Annotated in this window: 18 protein-coding genes; 8 read left to right on the top strand and 10 right to left on the bottom strand. The window is 71.4% G+C overall.

Annotation, left to right across the window (positions count from 1 at the left end; all coding sequences use genetic code 11):
* The first annotated feature begins 24 nt into the window (after positions 1 to 24).
* From ccmA to AB0B90_RS00235, 4 genes are read left to right on the top strand one after another with little or no spacing between them, the layout of a single operon-like run.
* Positions 25 to 666: a heme ABC exporter ATP-binding protein CcmA gene (gene ccmA / locus AB0B90_RS00220; protein WP_362920007.1), complete on the top strand. Its 642-nt coding sequence runs from the start codon at positions 25 to 27 to the stop codon at positions 664 to 666.
* Positions 663 to 851, top strand: coding sequence for a hypothetical protein (locus AB0B90_RS00225; protein ID WP_350946567.1), 189 nt, complete (start codon positions 663 to 665; stop codon positions 849 to 851). Before ccmA ends, AB0B90_RS00225 begins: the two co-directional genes overlap by 4 nt.
* On the top strand, positions 842 to 2,428 hold the full coding sequence (locus AB0B90_RS00230) for a DUF6297 family protein (RefSeq protein WP_362920009.1): 1,587 nt from the start codon (positions 842 to 844) through the stop codon (positions 2,426 to 2,428). The genes AB0B90_RS00225 and AB0B90_RS00230 overlap by 10 nt, the downstream gene beginning before the upstream one ends.
* A gap of 43 nt (positions 2,429 to 2,471) precedes the next feature.
* Positions 2,472 to 3,116: a LysE family translocator gene (locus tag AB0B90_RS00235; protein WP_362920011.1), complete on the top strand. Its 645-nt coding sequence runs from the start codon at positions 2,472 to 2,474 to the stop codon at positions 3,114 to 3,116.
* 129 nt (positions 3,117 to 3,245) lie between these two features.
* On the opposite strand, the gene AB0B90_RS00240 is transcribed toward AB0B90_RS00235, so the two are convergent.
* Both AB0B90_RS00240 and AB0B90_RS00245 read right to left on the bottom strand, forming a co-directional pair.
* Positions 3,246 to 4,199 (bottom strand): aldose epimerase family protein, encoded by a 954-nt coding sequence (locus AB0B90_RS00240; protein WP_350946564.1) that lies wholly within the window; start codon positions 4,197 to 4,199, stop codon positions 3,246 to 3,248.
* Entirely contained in the window at positions 4,196 to 5,167 is a 972-nt protein-coding gene (locus tag AB0B90_RS00245) for a LacI family DNA-binding transcriptional regulator (RefSeq protein ID WP_350946563.1), read from the bottom strand. The genes AB0B90_RS00240 and AB0B90_RS00245 overlap by 4 nt, the downstream gene beginning before the upstream one ends.
* 263 nt (positions 5,168 to 5,430) lie before the next feature.
* On the opposite strand from AB0B90_RS00245, the gene AB0B90_RS00250 reads away from it, so the two are divergent.
* Both AB0B90_RS00250 and AB0B90_RS00255 read left to right on the top strand, forming a co-directional pair.
* On the top strand, positions 5,431 to 6,522 hold the full coding sequence (locus AB0B90_RS00250) for a Gfo/Idh/MocA family oxidoreductase (RefSeq protein WP_362920014.1): 1,092 nt from the start codon (positions 5,431 to 5,433) through the stop codon (positions 6,520 to 6,522).
* Positions 6,523 to 6,625: 103 nt separating this feature from the next.
* Positions 6,626 to 7,963: a pectate lyase gene (locus AB0B90_RS00255; RefSeq protein ID WP_350946561.1), complete on the top strand. Its 1,338-nt coding sequence runs from the start codon at positions 6,626 to 6,628 to the stop codon at positions 7,961 to 7,963.
* A gap of 177 nt (positions 7,964 to 8,140) precedes the next feature.
* On the opposite strand, the gene AB0B90_RS00260 is transcribed toward AB0B90_RS00255, so the two are convergent.
* From AB0B90_RS00260 to AB0B90_RS00270, 3 genes are all read right to left on the bottom strand, one after another.
* Complete coding sequence (locus AB0B90_RS00260) at positions 8,141 to 9,610, bottom strand: aldehyde dehydrogenase family protein (protein ID WP_362920016.1); 1,470 nt, start codon at positions 9,608 to 9,610, stop codon at positions 8,141 to 8,143.
* A 67-nt stretch (positions 9,611 to 9,677) separates the two neighbouring features.
* Entirely contained in the window at positions 9,678 to 10,400 is a 723-nt protein-coding gene (locus tag AB0B90_RS00265; RefSeq protein ID WP_362920018.1) for a hypothetical protein, read from the bottom strand.
* A gap of 201 nt (positions 10,401 to 10,601) precedes the next feature.
* Positions 10,602 to 11,546, bottom strand: a complete 945-nt coding sequence (locus AB0B90_RS00270) for an alpha/beta hydrolase (RefSeq protein ID WP_362920020.1) — start codon at positions 11,544 to 11,546, stop codon at positions 10,602 to 10,604.
* 181 nt (positions 11,547 to 11,727) lie between these two features.
* Here AB0B90_RS00270 and AB0B90_RS00275 point away from each other — a divergent pair, with 181 nt between their 5' ends.
* Positions 11,728 to 12,843, top strand: a complete 1,116-nt coding sequence (locus AB0B90_RS00275; RefSeq protein WP_362920022.1) for a WYL domain-containing protein — start codon at positions 11,728 to 11,730, stop codon at positions 12,841 to 12,843.
* 29 nt (positions 12,844 to 12,872) lie between these two features.
* On the opposite strand, the gene AB0B90_RS00280 is transcribed toward AB0B90_RS00275, so the two are convergent.
* From AB0B90_RS00280 to AB0B90_RS00300, 5 genes are read right to left on the bottom strand one after another with little or no spacing between them, the layout of a single operon-like run.
* Entirely contained in the window at positions 12,873 to 14,459 is a 1,587-nt protein-coding gene (locus AB0B90_RS00280) for an acyl-CoA synthetase (protein WP_350946556.1), read from the bottom strand.
* Between the two features lie 19 nt (positions 14,460 to 14,478).
* The gene (locus tag AB0B90_RS00285) at positions 14,479 to 15,630 is read right to left on the bottom strand and encodes a thiolase domain-containing protein (RefSeq protein WP_350946555.1); all 1,152 of its coding nucleotides are present in this window, start codon (positions 15,628 to 15,630) and stop codon (positions 14,479 to 14,481) included.
* A 48-nt stretch (positions 15,631 to 15,678) separates the two neighbouring features.
* On the bottom strand, positions 15,679 to 16,698 hold the full coding sequence (locus AB0B90_RS00290) for a thiolase domain-containing protein (RefSeq protein ID WP_350946554.1): 1,020 nt from the start codon (positions 16,696 to 16,698) through the stop codon (positions 15,679 to 15,681).
* Positions 16,699 to 17,610 (bottom strand): OB-fold domain-containing protein, encoded by a 912-nt coding sequence (locus AB0B90_RS00295; RefSeq protein WP_362920025.1) that lies wholly within the window; start codon positions 17,608 to 17,610, stop codon positions 16,699 to 16,701.
* The gene (locus AB0B90_RS00300; protein WP_362920027.1) at positions 17,600 to 19,150 is read right to left on the bottom strand and encodes an acyl-CoA synthetase; all 1,551 of its coding nucleotides are present in this window, start codon (positions 19,148 to 19,150) and stop codon (positions 17,600 to 17,602) included. The genes AB0B90_RS00295 and AB0B90_RS00300 overlap by 11 nt, the downstream gene beginning before the upstream one ends.
* Before the next feature lie 372 nt (positions 19,151 to 19,522).
* Between AB0B90_RS00300 and AB0B90_RS00305 the strand changes: the two genes are divergently transcribed.
* Complete coding sequence (locus tag AB0B90_RS00305; protein WP_362920029.1) at positions 19,523 to 20,338, top strand: crotonase/enoyl-CoA hydratase family protein; 816 nt, start codon at positions 19,523 to 19,525, stop codon at positions 20,336 to 20,338.
* Positions 20,339 to 20,441: the final 103 nt, after the last annotated feature.

Consider the following 20,441-nt stretch of genomic DNA (forward strand, 5'->3'; position numbering starts at 1 on the left):
GTCGGCAGTGGCTAGGCTCGAACGGTGTCCACAGCGATCATCACGGTGAGCGGTCTCAGCGTGGAACTCGGCGGCAACCCCGTGCTCCGCGACATCGGCCTGACGGCGGCCCCCGGCGAGGTCATCGCCGTGATCGGCGCGAACGGCGCGGGAAAATCGACGCTGCTGCGCTGCCTGGCGGGGCTGCACCCCACGCCCTCCGGCGCGTTGCGCGTCCTGGGCGGCCCGCCGAGGGACGACGCCGGCTTCTGGCGTGACGTCGCCCTGGTCGGGGACGAACCGGCCTGGTATCCGGGCCTGACGGTACGCGAGCACCTGGAGCTGACGTACGCCGTCCACGCTCCGGCCCGGCTGGAGGTCGAGGCGGCGCTGGAGTCGTTCGACCTCCGGGAGCGGGCCGACGCGTCGCCGCAGGCCCTCTCCACCGGCCAGCGGCAGCGGCTCTCACTCGCGGCCGCCCTGCTCAGGCCGAGCAGGCTGCTACTCCTGGACGAGCCGGAGCGCGGGCTCGACGAGGCGTTCCGCGAGCGCCTGGCCACGATCCTCACGGACTACGCGGGCGCCGGCGGCACGGTGGTCATGGCGACCCACGATCACCGACTCGCCGAGAACACCGGGGCCCGCCAGGTCGTGCTGGAGGCCGGACAGGCGACGAGCCGATCGTGAACGCGGAACGCGACATGACCACGGTGCCGGGCGCGAACGCGGAACGGGACGCGGACACGGTTGCGAACACAGCTGTGAGCGCGGCGGTGAACACGGCGCCAGGTGCCGACACCGACCAGGGAGTACGCACCGGTGTGAACGCGGCGCCGGGTGCCGACACGGACCAGGAGCGGGCATGGTCGTGAACACGGCGCCGGGTGTGGACGTGGACCAGGGCACGGCCACGGTCCGGAGCGTCCGCGCCTTCGTCGGAACGCGCCGCGGCGCCCCCGTGAGCTGGCTGGACCGCTACGTGCGGCTGTTCGGCCTCGCGATGCTGCTCTTGGTGCTGGCCCAGCCGTTCTCCTCCGCGCTCGCCTCGCTCTCCCGGCAGGTGGACCCGTGGCGAGCGGGAGCCGGCCTCGCCCTGGTCATGCTCGCCTACGCCGGCCTTCTCCTCGCCGCCCGCGCGATCGGTCCCGTCGCGCTGCCGGCCGCCGACGCCGCCTGGCTGCTGTTGTCCCCGCTGCACCGCCGTGGCGTGCTGGGCCGGACGGCGACGATTCTCCTGGTGGGGTCCGTCCTGGCCGGGGTCGCGCTCGGGGTGGGTGCGCTCGCCGTCCTCGGCGCGCCGGACCTGCTCGCGCTGCGGCTGGCCATCGCGGTGATCCTGGGGGTCTCGGCGAGTGTGGGCGGCGTGGCGCTGACCGTACTCGCCCAGTCGTCGCAGAGCTGGCAGCCGTGGTCGAACGCGGTCGTCGTGGTGACCGCTCTGCTGGCCGCGGTGGCGGCGCTGTCGGCGGTGAGCGGCCCGACGCGGCGTTTCGTGGCCGAGATCGCGAACGTGCCCGCGTCGCACGGCGCGTCGGTGGCCGCCCTCGCCGCCGTGTCGGCCGCCCTGCTCGGGTGGCGTGCGTGGTCGGCCCTGGCCGGGATCCCGGCCAGGGCCGTGCTCTCCGCCTCCACCCGGGCGGGCCACGTGGGCACCGCCGCCGTCGGCATGGACCCGTCGGCCCTGACCTGGATCGCCGAGGACAACCACTGGCGGGGGCGCACCCTGCGCTCGCGCCCCTGGCCGCCGCTGCCCGCACCGCTCGCCCTGGCCTGGCAGGACTGGCGTCGCCTTGGACGGCGCCCTGGCCGCCTGGCCACCCTGCTCGGGGGGACGGCGCTACCCGCGCTGGCAGCGCTCGCGGCCGGTGAGGTCGGCACGGTCGTGACGGGAGTCGTGTTCGCCGGGGCGCTGACCGCCGCGACGGCGGGCATCTCGGGCGCGCGCCGCGACGGCGACAATCCGGCTCTGGCCCGGCTCCTCGGGGTCGGCGCCCGCGCGGCTCTGGCCGCCAGGTCGCTGTTGCCGGCGCTGCTGGGCGGTGGCTGGCTGACCGTCGCCCTCGCCTTCATGTCCCTGACGGGCGCGCTCGGGACGGGCCCGTGGTGGCTCTTCGGACCGCTCGCGGCCCCCGCGCTGGCCGCCGGAGGGTTGCGGATGGCCCGCCGGAACCCGATCGACCACTCCATGCCGGTCATCGAGACGGGAGGAGGGGCGATACCGACAGGCCCGCTCATCTGGGGTTTGACCGGCGTGGATCTCGCGGTGCTCGGGTGCCTGCCGCTGACGCTCGCCCTGGGTCTCCAACCCTCCTCCCTCGTGGGGTTCCTCGCCGTCCAGGCTCTGGCCGGTACGGCCGTCCTGCTGGGCTACCTGCTCCGGGCGGGGTCCGTGCGGAACCGAACAACGGTCTGCTCCGGGCGGGGTCCGCGCGGAGCGGACCGACGGTGAAAATGCGAGGCGCCGGGGAAGTCGATGCCTCTACGATCCGGCTATGCCGGATTTGTCCACACTCGCGCTCTTCGCCGCCGCGACCCTCGCCCTGCTGCTCGTGCCGGGACCCGCGGTCCTCTACATCGTGACCCGCAGTGTCGCCCAGGGCCGGTCCGCCGGACTGATATCGGTGCTCGGCATCCACCTCGGCTCGCTGGTCCACGTGGCCGCCGCCGCCCTGGGCGTCAGTGCCCTGCTCGCGGCCTCGTCGACCGGATTCATGATCGTCAAGTATCTCGGTGCCGCCTACCTCGTCTGGCTGGGCGTGCGCAAGCTCATGACCCGCTCGAACGGGGAGGACTCCTTCGAACCGAAGACAGCGACGAGGTCCCGGATGTTCTGGGAGGGCTTCGTGGTCAACGTGCTCAACCCGAAGACCGCGATCTTCTTCCTCGCCTTCCTGCCGCAGTTCGTCGACCCGCAGGCCGGACCGATCGCCCCGCAGATCGTGCTGCTCGGCCTGATCTGGACGGTGCTCGGCATCGCGAGCGACGGCGCCTTCGCCCTGCTCTCCTCGGCCGTGGCGGGCCGCCTGCGCCGCTCGGCCCGTGCCCGCCGCCGCCTGGACGTCACCAGCGGCTTCGTCTATCTCGGCCTGGGAGCCGTCGCGGCCTTCGGCGGCGAGAGCGCCGCGGCCAAGGCCTGAGCGGGGCGACCCCGCCTCGGCCTCCTCCGCCCTCGCTCTCCGGCCCGCCGAGGATCCTCTGGCGGGACATGAGTCCCGAACCCTCGGAAGGACTTCCCCGCCCGGACCTTCCGAGGGTCCCGGTGTCCGTCAGGTGAAGCGGTAGGTGGTGGTGGACTCGAACCGCTCGCCGGGACGCAGGACCGTCGAGGGGAAGCCGGGCTGGTTGGGCGAGTCGGGGAAGTGCTGGGTCTCCAGGCACAGGCCCGCGTGCTTCGCGTACGCGGTGGCGACGCCGTCCAGGAAGTTGCCCGTGTAGAACTGCACGCCCGGCTCGGTGGTGGTGACCTCCATCGTGAGCCCGCCCGCGGGTTCGCGGACCTCCATGCCACCGCGCAGGACGTAGCAGTGGTCGTAGCCGTCCCCGAGCAGCGGGTCGGCGATCCGCTCGCCGATCTCGCGCGGCGAGGTGAAGTCGAACGGGGTCCCGGCGACCGGGGCGATCTCCCCGGTCGGGATCTGCGTGGCGTCGACCGGCAGGTAGTGGTCGGCGTCGATACGGACCACGTGCTTGAGAACGTCGCCGCCCCCGGCGAGGTTGAAGTAGGAGTGGTTGGTGAGGTTCAGCACGGTCGGCGCGTCGGTGGCCGCGCGATAGTCCATCCGGATCGCGTCGGCGGTCAGCGTGTAGGTGACCGCGACGGTGAGCGTGCCGGGGTAGCCCTCCTCACCGTCCGGGCTCACGTACTCCAGGGTCACGGCGGTGTCCGAGGCGTGGGTGATCCGCCAGACCCGGGTGTCGAAGCCGTGCGGCCCGCCGTGCAGGCTGTTGGGGCCGTTGTTGATCGGCAGCTCGTGGTCACGTCCGTCGAGGGTGAAGCGTCCGCCCGCGATGCGGTTGCCGTACCGGCCGACCACCGCGCCGAAGTAGCGGCTGCGCGTCAGGTAGTCGCCGAGGTCGTCGTAGCCGAGGACCACGTCGACGCCGGAGACCTCCAGCGACTGCAGGATCGCCCCGTAGCTGAGGATCGCGGCGCGCATCGGCCCGTTCGACAGCACGTGCCGCTCGACTCGCTCGCCCGACGGGGTGGTTCCGAAGCTCATTTGCGTGCCTCTCCGGTGGATTCACGGACGACCAGGCTGGTGTCCAGGGTGGCCAGGGTGGGGGTGGCGCCGGCGTCGAACGACTGCAGCAGCAGGTCCACGGCCATCCGCCCGGCGGCGGCCGTGGGCATGGCCACGGTGGTCAGTTTGGGGCGGTTCAGCCGCCCGGGAACGATGTCGTCGACGCCGACCACGCTGACCTCGTCCGGGACGCGTACGCCGCGTTCGTACAGGCCCTCGATGAGGCCGATGGCCACCAGGTCGTTGTAGGCGAGCACGCCCGTCACCCCGGCGGAGATCACCTCGGCGGCGACGGCGAGGCCGCCCTGCTCGGTGGGCGCGTTCGGGCCGAGGATCACCAGCTCGACGCCGTCCGTCGCGGTCGCGGCGGCGCGCATCTCACCGCTGGTCCACGAGCCGGCCGGCCCCAGGAGCAGGGCGATCCTGCGGTGGCCGAGCCGCATCAGGTGCTCGATCGCGAGGCGGGCGCCCTGGCCGACGTCCATCAGGATCGTCGGCATGCCTCTCACCCTGCGGTTCACGACCACGAACGGCACGTCGGCGCGGAGGCGCTCTATGACCCGGTTGGACAACCTGGGACTGCAGAGCAGGACCCCGTCGACCTGCTTGGCGAGCGTCTGGATCAGCTCCTCCTCGACCAGCGGGTCCTCGTCGGTGTCGGCCACGAACACGTGGTAGTCGCGGGCCCTCGCCTGCGCCTGGGCGGACTTGATCAGTGGCGGGAAGAACGGGTTGGAGATGTCGGCGACGATGAGGCCGATGTTGTGGGTCCTGCCGGTGGTGAGCGCCCGCGCGGCACGGTTGGGCCGGTAGCCGAGCTCCTCGGCGACGGCGAGCACGCGGTTGCGGGTCTCGGCGTTCACCAGGTGCGGTGCGGAGAAGGTGCGGGACACCGTCGAGACGTGCACTCCCGACGCCCGTGCCACATCCCTGATCGTCGCTGCCACCGTGCTCCTTCGCCCTGGCCCACCATGGGGCCTTGAAGCACATTAGTGCAAGCGGTTGCGCGACTGTCAACGCCGGAGTTGGGCGGTCTGCCAAACGATATGTGAGGGCTCGCGTCGCCCTGGCGATAGGAAATCTCGAAAAACCCGCAGATGGGAAGCGTCTTACTAAATTGGGCCCTTGACGTTAATCGCGGATGTCATCAATGTTTCTTGCAACCGGTTGCAGGATGCCGGGGCCCGGGACCGCGATGGGAGATGGCGTAATGGAACCGGTTCGCGTGGTGCTCGCCGGAGCGCACGGGCACGGCTGGTGGCATCTGTCGAACGTGCGGCGGCTGGCCGAGGCCGGGCTGGTGAGGCTCGCCGGGGTGTGCGACGTGCGGCCGGTCGACGACCTGCCCGAGAGCGCGGAGTTCTCCGACGACCTGGTGGAGCTGATCGGACGTACCGGTGCCGAGGTGACGATCCTGTGCACCCCCATTCACACCCACGCCGAGCTGGCGGAGAAGGCGCTGCGCGCCGGGTCGCACGTGCTGCTGGAGAAGCCGCCCGCCGCCACGTACGCCGACTACCTGCGGATCGTCGCGGTGGCCGGGGAGACAGGGCTCGCCTGCCAGGTGGGATTCCAGAGCCTGGGCTCCGAGGCGATCCCCGCGATCCGGCGGATGGTCGCCGAGGGAACGATCGGCAGGGTCACCGGGATCGGCGCGGCGGGCGCGTGGGAGCGCCCCTACTCCTACTACGACCGGGTGCCGTGGGCGGGCAGGCGCGAGGCCGGCGGCGCTCCCACGGGCGACGGCGTTCTCACCAACCCGCTCGCACACGCCACCGCGACCGCGCTCGCCATCTCCGGCGCGGCGGTGGAGAACGTCGAGGTCGAGCTCTACCGGGCCAACGCGATCGAGGCGGACGACACCTCGTGCGCGCGGATGCGGATGGACGACGGGACGACGGTGACGGTCGCGGCCTCGCTGTGCGCGGACCGGCGGCACGAGCCGTACCTCATCGTGCACGGCGAGAGGGGGCGGATCCGGCTGACCTACACCGAGGACCGGGTCGAGTTCGCGGGGACCTCGGTCGTCCACCCCAGGACCGACCTGCTGGAGAACCTCGTCGCCCACCTCCGCGACGGCGCCGAGCTGCTCGTACCGCTGGAGAGGACCGCGGGTTTCATGCGCGTCCTGGAGGCGGTACGGCTCGCGCCGGAGCCACTCGCCATACCGGACGTGTTCCAGGAGGTCGGCGACGAGCGCCGGGTGCTGCCCAGGATCGCCGAGGTGACGGCGGCGAGCGCGGAACGGCTCGCGCTCTACTCGGAACTGCGCGTGCCCTGGAGCGGACGTGCCCACCCCTGACCTGGGCGCGCCCGCTCCAGTATCCGGAAAAACCCCGGGGCCGTACGCGCCTTGCCGCCCTGCCCCGCAGCGTCCCTCCCACCTGACCTCGTGAAGGAAGACCATGAAACGAGCCGTCGCGCTCACCGCCCTGCTGTCCCTGGCGGTCCTCTCCGCCCCTGCCGCGTCCGCCACCTCCTTGAGTACCGGCGCCCCCGAGACCACCACCCCGTCGGAGTCGGAGTCGAAGGCCGCCGGGCGCAGGCCGGACCTGGGCCGCCAGACCCTGCCCGCGAACGACGGCTGGGCCGCCGAGGGCTCCGGCACCACCGGTGGAGCCGCGGCGCCCGCGTCGAACGTGCACACCGTCTCCACCCGCACCGAACTGGCCACCGCGCTCGCCGCCCCCTCACCAAAGATCATCTACGTGAAGGGGACGATCGACACCGACAGGACCTGCGCCGACTACGCGACCGGCGGCTACACCCTGGAGGGCTATCTCGCCGCGTACGACCCGGCGGTGTGGGGCAGGGAGAGCGACCCCTCGGGCCCGCTGGAGGACGCGCGGGTCGCCTCGGCCGCGAGGCAGAGCGCGAACATCAGGCTCAAGGTCGGCTCCAACACCACCATCGTCGGCCTCGGCAAGAACGCGCGGATCCGCGGCGTGAACCTGCACGTCGACAAGGTCGACAACGTCATCATCCGCAACATCCTCTTCGATGACACCGCCGACTGCTTCCCCAAGTGGACCCCGACCGACGGCGCCGAGGGCAACTGGAACTCCCTGTACGACAACATCTCGGTGACCGGCTCGACGCACGTGTGGGTGGACCACAACACCTTCACCGACGGCGACAACCCGGACTCGAAGCAGCCGTTGCGTTTCGGCAGGCCCTACCAGGTGCACGACGGGCAGCTCGACATCACCCACGCCTCCGACTTCGTCACGGCCTCCTGGAACCGCTTCTCCGGCCACGACAAGACGATGCTGATCGGCTCCACCAATAACCCGGCGAACGACACGGGCAAGCTGAACGTCACCCTGCACCACAACCACTTCGAGAACGTGCTCCAGCGGCTCCCGCGCGTGCGCTTCGGCCAGGTGCACGTCTACAACAACTACTACGAGATCCCCGACGCCTCGACCTTCGAGTACGCCCTCGGCGTGGGCGTGCAGTCGCAGATCTTCGCCGAGAACAACCTCTTCCGGCTGAGCCGGGCGGTCGCCCCGTCGAGTCTCCTCTACGACTGGGGCGGCACCGCCCTCACCGCGCGGGGGAACCTGCTCCGCGTCGGGGGCAAGGTCTCCCCGGTCGACCTCGTCTCCGTCTACAACGCCGCCCACGACCCCGACCTCGGCGCGGACGCGGGCTGGACCCCGGCCCTGCACACCGGGATCGACCCGGCCTCGTCGGTGCAGCGTTCGGTCTCCCGGCACGCGGGGGTCGGCGAGATCGGCTGAGAACACGTCGGCCCGGCACCGCGGCCCCGGACGGCCCGTCGTTCACGAGCCGTCCGGTCCTCGGGTTCTCCCCCGGGCCGGTAGAGCCGGCCCGCCGAAGAGGCATCGGCGAGGCCGGTGGCGGGGCACGCCGCAACAGGGCGCCTCTCCGGCGGGTCCAGGGACCGGCGGGAGGCCTCAGGCGTGCCCCTCCACGAGGACTCCGTCGACCCGGCGGGGGATGCCGAGGGGGTTGTCGTCGCGCAGCTCCGGCGGCAGGAGCTCGGCGGGCCAGTCCTGGTAGGCGGTGGGCACCAGCCACCTGCGGATCGCGGCGGCGCCGACCGAGGTGTGGGCGGCGGCCGTGCTCGCGGGCCAGGGACCGCCGTGGTGCATCGCCCAGCGGACCGCCACCCCGGTCGGCCAGCCGTTCCAGATCAGCCGTCCCGCCTTCCCGAGCAGCACCTCGGCGCTCTCGCGCGCCTCGGCGGGGTCGGTCGCGTGGACCGTCGCGGTGAGCGAGCCGTCCAGCCGCTCCAGTACGGGTGGCAGGTCGGCGACATCGGCGTAGACGACCACGACGGCGGCCGGACCGAAGCACTCCTCCACGAGATCGGGCAGGTCGGCGGCGAACGTCGCCAGGTCGGTGACGAACACCTGCGGGGTCACCGCGAACGCCCCCTCACCCGGCTTCCCCTCGGCGAGCGGGGTGAGCCTGCCGAGCCTGGCCAGCCCGTGCTGGAAACCCCCCTGCATCCGCTCGGTGAGCATCGGCCCGCCCACGGTCTCGGAGACCGCCTTGGAGATGGACGCCAGGAGGTCGGCGTCGTCGGGGACGAACACCAGCCCGGGGTTGGTGCAGAACTGCCCGGTGCCGAGGGTGAGCGAGGCGGCGAACCCCTGGGCGAGGCCGTCGCGGGCGGCCGAGGGCAGCACGACGACGGGGTTGACGCTGCCCAGCTCGCCGTAGAACGGGATGGGGTCGGGCCGCTCGGCGATGAGCGCCTGGATCGCCTTGCCACCGGGGATGGAGCCGGTGAACCCGACGGCCGCGACGGACGGGTGCCGGGCGAGCCGCTTCCCCGCGTCGAGCCCGCGGACCAGACCGAGCAGCGCCGGGTCGGGCAGGGCGCCTCGGATGATCCGCCAGGACAGCTCCGACGTGCCGGGGTGCCCGTCGTGGGCCTTGACCACCACCGGGCATCCGGCGGCCAGCGCGGAGGCCGTGTCGCCGCCCGCGACCGAGAAGGCGAAGGGGAAGTTGCTCGCCGCGAAGACCCCGGCCACGCCGGGCAGCGGGTGGTTCATCCGCCGCAGGTCGGGGATCGGCGGCTGGGCCGTCGCGTGGTCGATCACCGCCTCCACGTGCCCGCCGTCCCGCAGCACCTGGGCGAAGAGCCGGAACTGACCGGCGGCCCGCGCCACCTCCCCGCGCAGCCTGGTCTCCCCGAGCGCGGTCTCCGCGTCGGCGGCCCGCCAGAGCTCCTCGACGCCTCCCTCCAGCGCCGCCGCCACCGCCTCCAGCGCCGCCGCCCGGTCCGCGGAACGCCAGGCGGGCCCGGCCGCGAGAGCCGCCGCAACGCTCGCGTCCACCTCGTCGTCCGAGGTGAGGGGGAAGGGATCTCCGAAGGACTCACCGGTCCTGGGGTCGATTGAGTGGATCACCACGAAAGCCTTTCCTCAGCGGAGCCTGCCACGCCAGGCTACCCGCCAACGGTAAGCGCTTTCCCTCGGATCAAGGGAGCACGGCCTCCCAGCGGGCGATCAGGGTCTTGCCTCCGGTGGTCACCGTCACGTTGTCCCCCGCCTTGCCCAGGGCGGTGCGTAGCGCTTTCGCCTCGTCTCCCCGGTAGGTCTCGGTGCCGAAGTTGCCGCCGGACGCGGCCTCGATCGGGGTGGTGATGCCCTCGGGCCAGGTCGCCTGCCGGATCGGCCTGGTGCTCGGGTCCTCGTACATCGTCACCGTGACCGGCGCGGTGGGATCGGGCGTGCCGGTGGCGCGGATCCGCGCGGTCAGTTTCGAGAGGCGCTCGGTCGCGGCGACGACGGGGGCGTCCTCCGCCGTCGGCGTCCCCTCCAGCCTGGTCTCGTGGGTCCTGCCGCCGGAGTCCACCACGGTGACGACGGCGAAGGGCTGGTCGGTCGCCCCTCCGGTACGGTCGAGCGTGCCCTCCCTCCCGGCCAGGGACTCGACCAGCCCGGCCCGCAGGTCACGCAGCTCGGCCGCCGGGAGGGGGACGACGACCAGCTCTCCGTCACGCAGCGAGCCGGCCCGCCCGTCGGCGGTGACGCTCATGCTGTCGCCGCCCTCGCACGTCATCCCACCGCAGCTGACGTACCGGACGACGACGGCACCCGGCCGTTCCCCGGCCGGCGCGGTGGTCTCGACGGCGACGCCGGTGGTCCCCGAGCAGCCGACCACGAGGAGGAGCGGGACGACGGTCCGCAGAAAACGCATCACCTTCAGGAAACGGATCGCGGGCCGGAGCGGTTCACGCCCCACCGGGCCCGCGAGGAGTCCGGGTGCGGAAATCGGCGACGGAGACGATCACGATAGCTGTCGCGGACAACGACCGATTACCGGGGTCGCAGAGGTCACGTACGTCTTCGGTGTCGAGCGGACCGGCCACCTCCCGGATGTCGGCCTGTCATATCGCGGTCAGGTGGCGTCCTGCTGTTCCAGCCACTTCACAATCGCCTGGTTCGTTTCTTCCGGCCTCTCCTGCTGGATCCAGTGACCGCAGTCAAGGCTGACCACCTCCACGTTGGGCACGAACTCCGCCAGGTTCTCACCCCGTGCGACCAGATCCCTGTCGCCATAGATCATGAGTGCGGGCTGTCGGATGATCGGGTCCACATCCGCCAGCAGGTGCCAGTTGCGGTCGAGGTTCCTGTACCAGTTGATGCCGCCCGTGAATCCCGATGATTCGAAGGCGGAGACGAGGACGGCCAGTTCGCCGTCGCTCATGATGGGCTCACCGAGCGGTGTCTCCGCTCTGGCGAGATCGATCAGCGCCATGCCCTGCTGAGACTCTCTGGGGGGCTCGTTCTTCCGGTAGATGTTGCGGAGGAACTGGAATGTGTTGTCTTCGAACACGGCGTCCGCGACGCCCGGCTGTCGATTGAAGTGAACGAAGTAGAAGTCGCCGCCGAGCATGTCCTCCATGGACTCGATCCAGGGCCTCTCTCCGCGCTCGGGGTAGGGCAGGCTCAGGTTGATCACCTTGTTCACACGGTCGGGGTGCAACAGGGTCAGTCCCCAGACGACGAACGCACCCCAGTCATGGCCGACGAAGACGGCGTCTTCGTATCCATAGTGGTCGAGGAGTGCGACGAGGTCACCCGACAGGTGTTCGATGTCGTAGTCCGTCACTTCGGCCGGGCGGGACGAGTTGCCGTAACCCCGCTGGTTCGGTGCGATGACGTGGTAGCCGGCGGCGGCGAGGACGGGCATCTGGTGCCGCCAGGAGAAGGCGTGCTCCGGCCAGCCGTGGCAGAGCACGATGGGTTTTCCCGCATTTTCTCGGCCCGCCTCGAAGACTTCGAGTTCCACACCGTTGACCGGAACAAGGGTGGGCTTGGGAAAATCGGTTGGATCGGGCATCGCGTTTCCTCTGTCTTTTCGGGGTGATCGGGCGACGAAGGTTCCCGGAGACGACGTCGGCGCACCCCTGACGGGCCGGGGGTGTTCGCCTGTGGTCGACCTCGTCGGTGAGGTGATGTCGCCATCCTGCCAACCGAAACCGGTCACCCCATGACCGGTTTTACGTGAAAGTGTTGTCGGCGTGCGAACCGACCGGCTGGTGGCCATCCTCCTCTTGCTGCAACGGCGCGAGCAGGTGACGGCGGCAGAGGTCGCCCGAGAGCTGGAGGTCTCCGAGCGCACCGCCCGCCGCGACCTCGACGCCCTGGCCATGGCCGGGGTGCCGGTGTACTCCATGCAGGGCCGAAGCGGCGGCTGGCGCCTCGTGGGCGGCGCCCGCACCGACCTGTCCGGGTTGACCGCGAGTGAGGCCCGCGCCCTGTTCCTGGTCGCCAGCCCGGTCTCGGCTGCGACGCCGGCCGTGAAAGCGGCTCTGCGCAAGCTCGTCCACGCCCTGCCGGAGCCCTTCCGGGGGCAGGCCGAGGCGGCGGCGTCGTCGTTGGTCATGGACCCGCAACGATGGGGGTCGAGCCGGGTCGAGCGCCGGCCACCTCGCTTCCTCGACGAACTCCAGGACGCGGTGATCCGCGGCGTCCAGGTGCGGCTCGGCTACGTCGACCGCGAAGGCAGCGAAACCGAGAGAACCGTCCACCCGCTGGGCATCGTCGCCAAAGGGCCGACGTGGTACCTCGTCACCGACACCGACGCCGGTCGGCGGACGTTCCGGATCGATCGCGTGTCATCCGTCGAGCCGACCGACGATCCCGTGCGCCGACCCGAGGGGTTCGACCTTGCCGAGAGCTGGAGGGAGATCGCCGACGAAGTCGACCGAAGGCGAACACCTCTCGAAATCCAGGCCGTGTGCACTCCCGAAGGGATCGGCAAGCTCCGGATGACGCTCGGGGACCGGCTTGAGGTTGGAGGTTCCACGGTCGACGGCCGCATCGAGGTCGTGATCCGCGGCTACAACGAGTACGCGCTCGCGGGCGAGCTCGCCGGACTGGTCGAATGGCTCGAAGTGACCGGCCCGCCTGGCGTGCGAGACCACCTCACCTTGATCGGCAACGCGCTCGTCGAGCGATACGGCCGAGACAGCCCCAGCGCCCCCCTGCTGAATCTTTCACCGCGGCCGCGCAGTGACCTCGTGTCCGGCCGGTCCACGCCTCGCCTCCGGCAGTACGACAGCCCAGCCCGTCCAGCGGCCCCCGGCGACGAACAGGGCGACGTCCTGACGGCCTCCGGCCAGGAGAGCCCGTGACGTGCGGGAGGGGTGACCCGGTGAAACCGTCAGGAACGGGCGGCCTCGGCGGTCGTCCTGGCCCAGCGGTAGTCGGCCTTGCCCGCCGGGGAGCGGACCATCTCGTCGACGAAGGCGAAGGTCCTGGGCACCTTGTAGCCGGAGATCTTCTCCCGGCAGTGGGCGTCGAGTTCCTCGGCCGTCGGCGCCGTGCCGGGACGCGGCTCGATCACCGCCGCGACGCGGGTGCCCCACCGCTCGTCCGGGATGCCGGTCACGACCGCGTCGAAGACCGCCGGGTGGCCCTTGAGCACCGCCTCGACCTCCTCGGGGAAGACCTTCTCCCCGCCGGTGTTGATGCACGCGGAGCCCCTGCCGAAGACCGCGATGGTGCCGTCCTCCTCGACCTTGGCCATGTCTCCGGTGAGCAGCCAGCGGACCCCGTCCTTGTCCGTCACGAAGGTGCGGGCCGTCTTGGCCTCGTCCTTGTAGTAGCCGGAGGCGATCCGGCCGCTCCTGGCCACGGTGCCCAGCTCGTCAGAGCCGGGCTTGACCGGTTCCAGCGACTCGTTGAGCACGGCGAGGCCGGCGTGCGGGTTCGCCTGGTAGCGCAGCCCGGACTCGGGGGAGGATCCGGGAACCGCCGAGGCGGTGTAGCCGGACTCGGTGGAGCCGAAGCTGTCGATGATCATCTTGCCGGGCAGCAGCTCCTCCAGCCGTTCGCGTACCGAACCGCTGAGGATCGCGCCGGTGGAGCTCAGCGCGAACAGCGAGGACAGGTCGTAGCCGCCGCCGGCGATCTCGTCGGCGAGCGGGCGGGCCATCGCGTCCCCGGTGATGTTGAGCGTGAGGACCCTCTCCCGCTCGATCGTCCGCAGCACCTCGGCCGCGTCGAACCTGCGGACGTAGGCGATCGTGCCGCCCATGCACCAGGTGATGAAGGTGCCCATCTGGGCGGCGCCGTGCATCAGCGGCGCCGCGGCCATCATGGTCATCTCGCCCGCGGCCGAGGCCGCTTCGATCACCTCGCCGGGGGTGGCGCGCGGCTCGCCGTAGGGGTTGCCGCCGCCGAAGGCGAAGAACAGATCCTCGGTACGCCACATCACGCCCTTGGGCATGCCGGTCGTGCCGCCGGTGTAGATGATGTAGAGGTCGTCGCCTGAGCGTTCGGGGAATCCGCGCGTCTCCGGCTGCCCGGCCAGCGCCTCCTCGTACGGCACCGCGCCCTCGACCTGGGACGGCCCTCCCACGGCGATCAGATGTCGCAGGGCGGGGGCGTCGGGGGCCGTGGCCGCCACCCGGGCGTCGAACTCCACGTCGAACAGCAGGGCGACGATGTCGGAGTCCCGGTAGAGATAGAGCAGCTCCGCCTCGACGTAGCGGTAGTTCACGTTGACCGGCACGGCGCGGATCTTGAGGGTGGCGAGCAGTCCCGCCACGTACTCGATGCCGTTGTAGAGGTGTATTCCGACGTGCTGCCCGGCGCGCACTCCCCTGCTCTCCAGGAAGTGGGCGAGCCGGTTGGCGTGCGCGTCCAGCTCGGCGTAGGTCACGCGGCGGTCGCCGCAGACGACGGCCGTGCGGTCCCCGATCGCGTCGGCGAGTCCTTCGAACAGATCCGCGTGGTTGAACTCCATTCGCACCCCTCCTGGGGGATCAGGGTTTGTCGCTGCCGACCATCCACATCGCGAAGAACTGCGCGCCGCCCCCGTAGGCGTGCCCGAGCGCCCGCCGGGCGCCGTCCACCTGGTGCTCCCCCGCCATCCCTCGCACCTGGAGCGCCGCCTCGGCGAACCGGATCAGCCCCGAGGCGCCGATCGGGTTGCTCGACAGCACACCGCCCGAGGCGTTCCACGGGATGTCGCCGTCCAGGGCGGTCGCTCCGGACTCGGTGAGCTTCCAGCCCTCCCCCTCGGCGGCGAAGCCGAGGTTCTCCAGCCACATCGGCTCGTACCAGGAGAAGGGCACGTACACCTCCGCCACGTCGATCTCCCTGCGCGGGTCCGTGATCCCGGCCTGCCGGTAGACGTCGGCCGCGCAGTCCTTGCCGCCCTGCGGGTTCACGGTGTCGCGACCGGCGCGGAAGATCGGCTCGGAGCGGGTCGCCGCGCCGAGCACCCAGGCTGGGGTGCTGTCGGTGAGCTTGTCCTGCGCGGCCAGCACCATCGCGCAGGCGCCGTCGGAGGACGGGCAGGTGTCGAGGTAGCGGATCGGCTCCCAGAGCATCGGGGTCGACTCGACCATCTTCCGGTCGATGCCGGGGATCCTCAGGTGGGCGTACGGGTTCTTCAGCGCGTTGCGCCGGTCCTTGACGGCCACCAGGTGGCCGATGTGCTCGGGGGCGCCGGAGCGGCGGATGTACTCGCGGATGTGCGGGGCGAAGTAGCCTCCCGCACCGACGACGAGCGAGGCGCTGAACGGCAGGTGGGTGGACAGGGCCCAGGTCGCGTTGGACTCCGACTGCTTCTCGAACGCCACCACCAGCACCCGGTCGTGCACGCCGCCCTGGATGAGCGAGGCGCCGACGAGCGCGGTGGACCCGCCGACCGAGCCCGCCGTGTGGACCCGCATCATCGGCTTGCCCGCGGCGCCCAGCGCGTCGGCGAGGTACGCCTCGGGCATCATCACGCCCTCGAACAGGTCGGGGGCCTTGCCGATGACGACCGCGTCGATGTCCTTCCAGGTCAGGCCCGCGTCCTGGAGCGCGCGCAGGGCCGCCTCGCGGACCAGCCCGGCGAGGGAGACGTCGCGTCGCTTGGTCGTGTAGTGGGTCTGGCCGACACCGATGACCGCGCAGGGGTTACCCATGGTCGCTCACCGTTCCTCGTTCGCCGTGCGGGGGGGTGCCCATCTCTTTCATGCCTCCATCACGGTGACGAGGTTGTGCTGGAGACAGGGTCCGCTCGCGGCGTGCCCGAGGACGCGGCTCGCGGTGCCGTCCATGATCCGGGCGGCCGCCTCGCCGATCCTGATGAGGCCGGTGGCCATGACCGGGTTCGCGGCGAGGGGGCCGCCGCTCGGGTTGACGCGCGTGCCCTCACCGAGTTCCAGCGCCTCGCGCAGGATGAGCTCCTCGTGGCTGAACTGGACGTGCAGCTCGGCCACGTCGACGTCACCCTTGCCGGCCCCCGCCGCGCGTGCGGCGTCGGCGGCGGAGGCCGACCGGGCGAGATCCCTCATGCCCAGGTAGTGCGGCTCGATGCGGTGGGCGATCCCCGTTATCCACGCGGGCCGCTCGCACAGCTCCCTGGCCAGGTCCCCGGCCGCCAGCACCACCGCGGCGGCGCCGTCGGTGATCGGGGCGACGTCGTACGGCCGCAGCGGCGCGACCTCCGCGTCCTCGCCCGAGGGGTCCGGCAGGTCGAGGGCGTAGGGGTTCGCGTGGCCGTCGGCCCGGCTGCGCCGCACGATCTCGTCGAGTTCGGCCCGGTCCGCCCCGGTGGCCGACGCCTGCAGCGCGGCGAAGGAGACCTGGTCCAGCCCGAGGGGAGCCAGGTAGTACGGGTCCAGCTGGAGCGTCATGATCTCCCGAAGGTCCCCCTGGGAGGACTTGCCGAAGCCGTAGACCAGGGCCGAGTCGACGTCGCCGTGCTGGAGCCTGACCCACGCCTCGTACAGCGCCCAGGCGGCGTCCATCTCGACGTGGCTCTCCGAGATCGGCGGCCAGGCGCCGAGCGCGTCGAGCGCGGAGACGAACGAGAACGGCGCGCCCGCCAGGTAGTCGCACGACCCCGAGCAGGTGAAGCCGAACCTGCGCAGCCCGGTCGCGGCCCTCACCTCCTCCAGCGGGGGCAGGATGAGCTCGGCCTCGCTCTGTCCCTCGTCGACGGCGCTGTGCCGGGTCTGCGCGAACGCGACGACCGCTATCTCCCGCATCTACAGCTCCACGTCCGGCTCGCCGGTGGGGGCGAACCACTTGATGTTCGACATGGACATCGTCCGCTCCTCCTGCGGCACCCAGACGGCCCGCACCCGCATGCCCTGGCGCACCTCGTGGGCCGCGATCCCGCCGACCAGGGCGATCATCGGGATGTCGGTGCCGTCGAGCTGGATGTACGCCGAGACGAACGGCACCTCGGGGGCCCGTGGGTCGGGCAGGTTGTTGATGGCGAAGGTGGTGATGGTGCCGGTGTCCGGGACGACCGTCTCCTCGGTGATCGAGACCCCGCACTCGGGGCAGGAGAGCCGGTAGGGCACGTAGACCTTGTGGCAGGTGCCGCACCGGCAGCCGATGAGGACGCCCTCTGCGACCCCCTCCAGGAAGCGGCGCAGCGCGAGCCCCGGCGTGACCGTGTACTCGGCGCGGACCTCGGAGACGATCCTGGTGACCTCGGGGACGAAGCTCTCGATGTCGGTGATGTGGCCGGTGCGCTCGGCCCGCCAGCGGGGGCGCACCCGCAGCCCCTGGCGCATCGCCCTGACGTCTCCGGCGTCCACCGCGTGCACCAGCGAGGTGTCGGCGCCGTCCAGCCGGATGAGGGCCCAGGCGAACGGCCGGTCCAGCGGGTGGCCCTTCCTGGGGACGGTCACCCAGGCCCAGCTCTCCACGGTGCCCGCGGGGCCGACCTCGACGAACTCCTCGGTCACCGCGTCGCCGGTCTCGGGGTCGTACTCCAGCGGCGGCACCAGCGTGCGTCCCGCCGCCGTGCGGACCCCGAAGAGCCGCCCGTCGCGCAGTTCGGTGAGGAAGCGCCCGATCACCGGTCCCGTCGTGCGCGTGTATCCGCCGGGGAACTCCAGTACGTGCCGTGCCCGCAGCGGTGCCGGGGGGTCTTCGCTAGATGGCACGTTCGCGTCCCTTCCAGTACGGGTCACGCAGCTTGCGTTTGAGGAGCTTGCCGTTGGGCTCGCGGGGCATCTCCGTGACGAAGTCGACGGATCTCGGCCACTTCATCGTCGACAGGCGGCCCCTCAGCGACTCGACGAGCTCGGCGGCGAGCTCGGGCGAGGGTGCGACGCCGGGCGCGGGCTCGACCACGGCCTTGATCTGCTCGCCCCACTCCTCGTCGGGGATGCCGAACACGGCCACGTCCGCGACCTTGGGGTGGACCATCAGCTCGTTCTCGATCTCGGCGGGGTAGATGTTCGCCCCGCCGGAGATGATCATGTCGGCCTTGCGGTCGCAGAGGAAGAGGAAGCCGTCCTCGTCCAGGTAGCCGATGTCGCCGACGGTGAAGTGGTCGCGCAACCGGTTGGCCTCGGTCTTCGCCGGGTCGCCCTTGTACTCGAAGCTGAGGCCCCGCATCTTCATGTAGACGGTTCCGGGGGTCCCCGCCGGCACGGGCTCCAGGTTCTCGTCCACGATGAGCAGCTCGCTGATCGGCCAGGCGGTGCCGACGGTGCCGGGACGGCTCCTCCAGTCCTGCGGGGTGGCGATGGTGCCGCCGCCCTCGGTGGCCGCGTAGTACTCGTAGACGCAGTCACCCCACCACTCCAGCATCGCCCACTTGACGGGGACCGGGCACGGGGCCGCGGCGTGGATCATCCACCGCAGGGAGGTGAGGTCGTACTTCGACCTCACGTCGGCGGGGAGGGCGAGCAGGCGCTTGAAGTGGGTGGGGACCAGGTGCGAGTTGGTGACGCGGTACCTCGCGCAGAGCCGGAGGGTCTCCTCGGCGTCCCATTTGTCCATGTAGACGAGCGTGTGCCCCATGTGCAGGGCCGTCCCCCCGAACTGGGTGACGGCGGTGTGGTAGTTCGGCGAGGTGACGAGGTGGACGTTCTCCTTGCCGGGGGTGATGCCGAACAGGGTGAGCAGGAACGTCATCAGCTCGGCGGCGTCGTCCGGGTCCATGCCGCTGAGCGGGCGCCGCACCCCCTTGGGCCTGCCGGTGGTGCCGGAGGTGTAGTGCATGGTGGCGCCCGCCGTACGGTCGGCGGGTGCGGTGTCGGGGCGCCCCTCGGTCAGCTCGGAGACGGGCCGCGCGCCCTCCAGGTGCCCGAACGCGAAGACCCGCTCGGGGGCGATGCCCGACTCGGCGGCGCCGCGCAGGCCCTCCTCGGCGTAGCGCTCGTCGACGAAGAAGGCCCGCGCCTCACTGTCGGCGACGATGTAGCCGATCTCGGGGCCGGTGAGGTGCCAGTTGATCGGCGTGTAGTACCAGCCGGCCTGCAGGGCGGCGAGATAGAGGACGAGCCCGTCGGAACCGTTGGGCACCAGGCCGCAGATGCCGTCGCCCGCCTGGAGGCCGAGCTCTCTCAGGCCGTGGACGAGACGGTTGGCACGGGCGAGGAGGTCACCGGCGCGATGTTCCGCGCCGTCCGGGTCGACGGCGGCCACCCAGTCGGGGTCCGCCTGCGCCAGTCTCCAGAAACCGAGCGTACCCATCGGACATCCTTTCGCTGGAAAGGCCCCGGTACACCGAAGTGCATCACGTTCTCTTTATCGCGACAAGCCCTGGCGGAACGGGGTATATAGAACAAGAATCTGTTCTTGTGCGCATGGGCAGACTAACCTCGGGAGGTGCGCCTAGCAAGCGCTTGACCCAGCACAGGCCCCACTCTTTCCGCGTGGGATCGGCCCTCCTCGGAGACGTCCCTCCCGGCGTCGCCGAGACCCCGCTCCCACACCCCGCACGGGAGCGAACGCCCCCTCACCGCGCGGGAGCGAACGGCCCCGGGCGGCCACACCGCACGGGAGCCGGCACGCGTCCAGAATTTCCCCCACCAGGCACCTGGTTGAACCAACGGAGGTCGTCCCGTGGAACTCCTGCCGATCAGCACACCGCACTGCCGGATCGAGCGTGACGGTCACGTCGTGGTCGTCACCATGGACCGGCCGGAGGCGAGGAACGCGCTCTCCACCGACATGCTGGTCGGCCTGGCCGACGCCTGGGCGTACGTCTCCGAGGAGCCCGAGGTCCGCGTCGCCGTCCTCACCGGCGCGCACGGGACGTTCTGCGCGGGCGCCGACCTGAAGGCGATGGGCACCCCTTCGCAGGACGCCCGGGTCAGGGAGCGCGCCGCGGCCATCCCCGACTTCCACTGGAAGGGCCTGCTCCGCGACTCCGGCGCGCTGCCGACGAAGCCGATCGTCTGCGCGGTCGAGGGGTACGCCGTCGCCGGGGGCACCGAACTGCTCGTCGGCACCGACCTGAGGGTGGTCGCCGAGTCCGCCACCCTCGGCCTGTTCGAGGCCCGCCGCGCCCTCTTCCCCATGGGCGGCTCCGCGATCCGCCTGCCCCGCCAGATCCCGTACGCCTTCGCGATGGACATCCTGCTCACCGGCCGCGCCGTCACCGCGCGGGAGGCGCTGACCATGGGCCTGGTCAACCGGGTCGTCCCCGACGGGGAGGCACTCACGACCGCCCTGGAGATCGCCGCCCAGATCGCCGAGTGCGGCCCCCTCGCCGTCCAGGCCATCCTCCGCACCTACCGCGAGACCCTGGGCCTGCCCGAGGCCGAGGCGCTGAAGGTCTCCGACGCCGTCGGCTGGCCGGTCATCGGCTCGGCGGACGCCAAGGAGGGCTCCCGCGCCTTCCGCGAGAAGCGCCCACCCTCCTACCGGGGCGAATGACCCGGGTGCCGTCCACGCTCCAAGCCCTCGTCCACGCGTGGACCAGCGCGCCCCCTGCCCGCCCCAGCCGGCACACCACCTACCCAAATCAACCTGACGAAGT

Origin of the sequence: Streptosporangium sp. NPDC049078, from assembly GCF_040648855.1 — a bacterium.
In the GTDB taxonomy this organism is placed as follows: Bacteria; Actinomycetota; Actinomycetes; order Streptosporangiales; family Streptosporangiaceae; genus Streptosporangium.

Excerpts from the sequence above, each read along its gene's own strand:
- AB0B90_RS00270 (WP_362920020.1), bottom strand. The coding sequence starts at position 11,546 with ATGCCCGATCCAACCGATTTTCCCAAGCCCACCCTTGTTCCGGTCAAC.
- AB0B90_RS00290 (WP_350946554.1), bottom strand. The coding sequence starts at position 16,698 with ATGCGGGAGATAGCGGTCGTCGCGTTCGCGCAGACCCGGCACAGCGCC.
- AB0B90_RS00300 (WP_362920027.1), bottom strand. The coding sequence starts at position 19,150 with ATGGGTACGCTCGGTTTCTGGAGACTGGCGCAGGCGGACCCCGACTGG.
- AB0B90_RS00250 (WP_362920014.1), top strand. The coding sequence starts at position 5,431 with ATGGAACCGGTTCGCGTGGTGCTCGCCGGAGCGCACGGGCACGGCTGG.
- AB0B90_RS00285 (WP_350946555.1), bottom strand. The coding sequence starts at position 15,630 with ATGGGTAACCCCTGCGCGGTCATCGGTGTCGGCCAGACCCACTACACG.
- AB0B90_RS00235 (WP_362920011.1), top strand. The coding sequence starts at position 2,472 with ATGCCGGATTTGTCCACACTCGCGCTCTTCGCCGCCGCGACCCTCGCC.
- AB0B90_RS00265 (WP_362920018.1), bottom strand. The coding sequence starts at position 10,400 with ATGCGTTTTCTGCGGACCGTCGTCCCGCTCCTCCTCGTGGTCGGCTGC.
- AB0B90_RS00240 (WP_350946564.1), bottom strand. The coding sequence starts at position 4,199 with ATGAGCTTCGGAACCACCCCGTCGGGCGAGCGAGTCGAGCGGCACGTG.
- AB0B90_RS00255 (WP_350946561.1), top strand. The coding sequence starts at position 6,626 with ATGAAACGAGCCGTCGCGCTCACCGCCCTGCTGTCCCTGGCGGTCCTC.
- AB0B90_RS00230 (WP_362920009.1), top strand. The coding sequence starts at position 842 with ATGGTCGTGAACACGGCGCCGGGTGTGGACGTGGACCAGGGCACGGCC.
- AB0B90_RS00280 (WP_350946556.1), bottom strand. The coding sequence starts at position 14,459 with ATGGAGTTCAACCACGCGGATCTGTTCGAAGGACTCGCCGACGCGATC.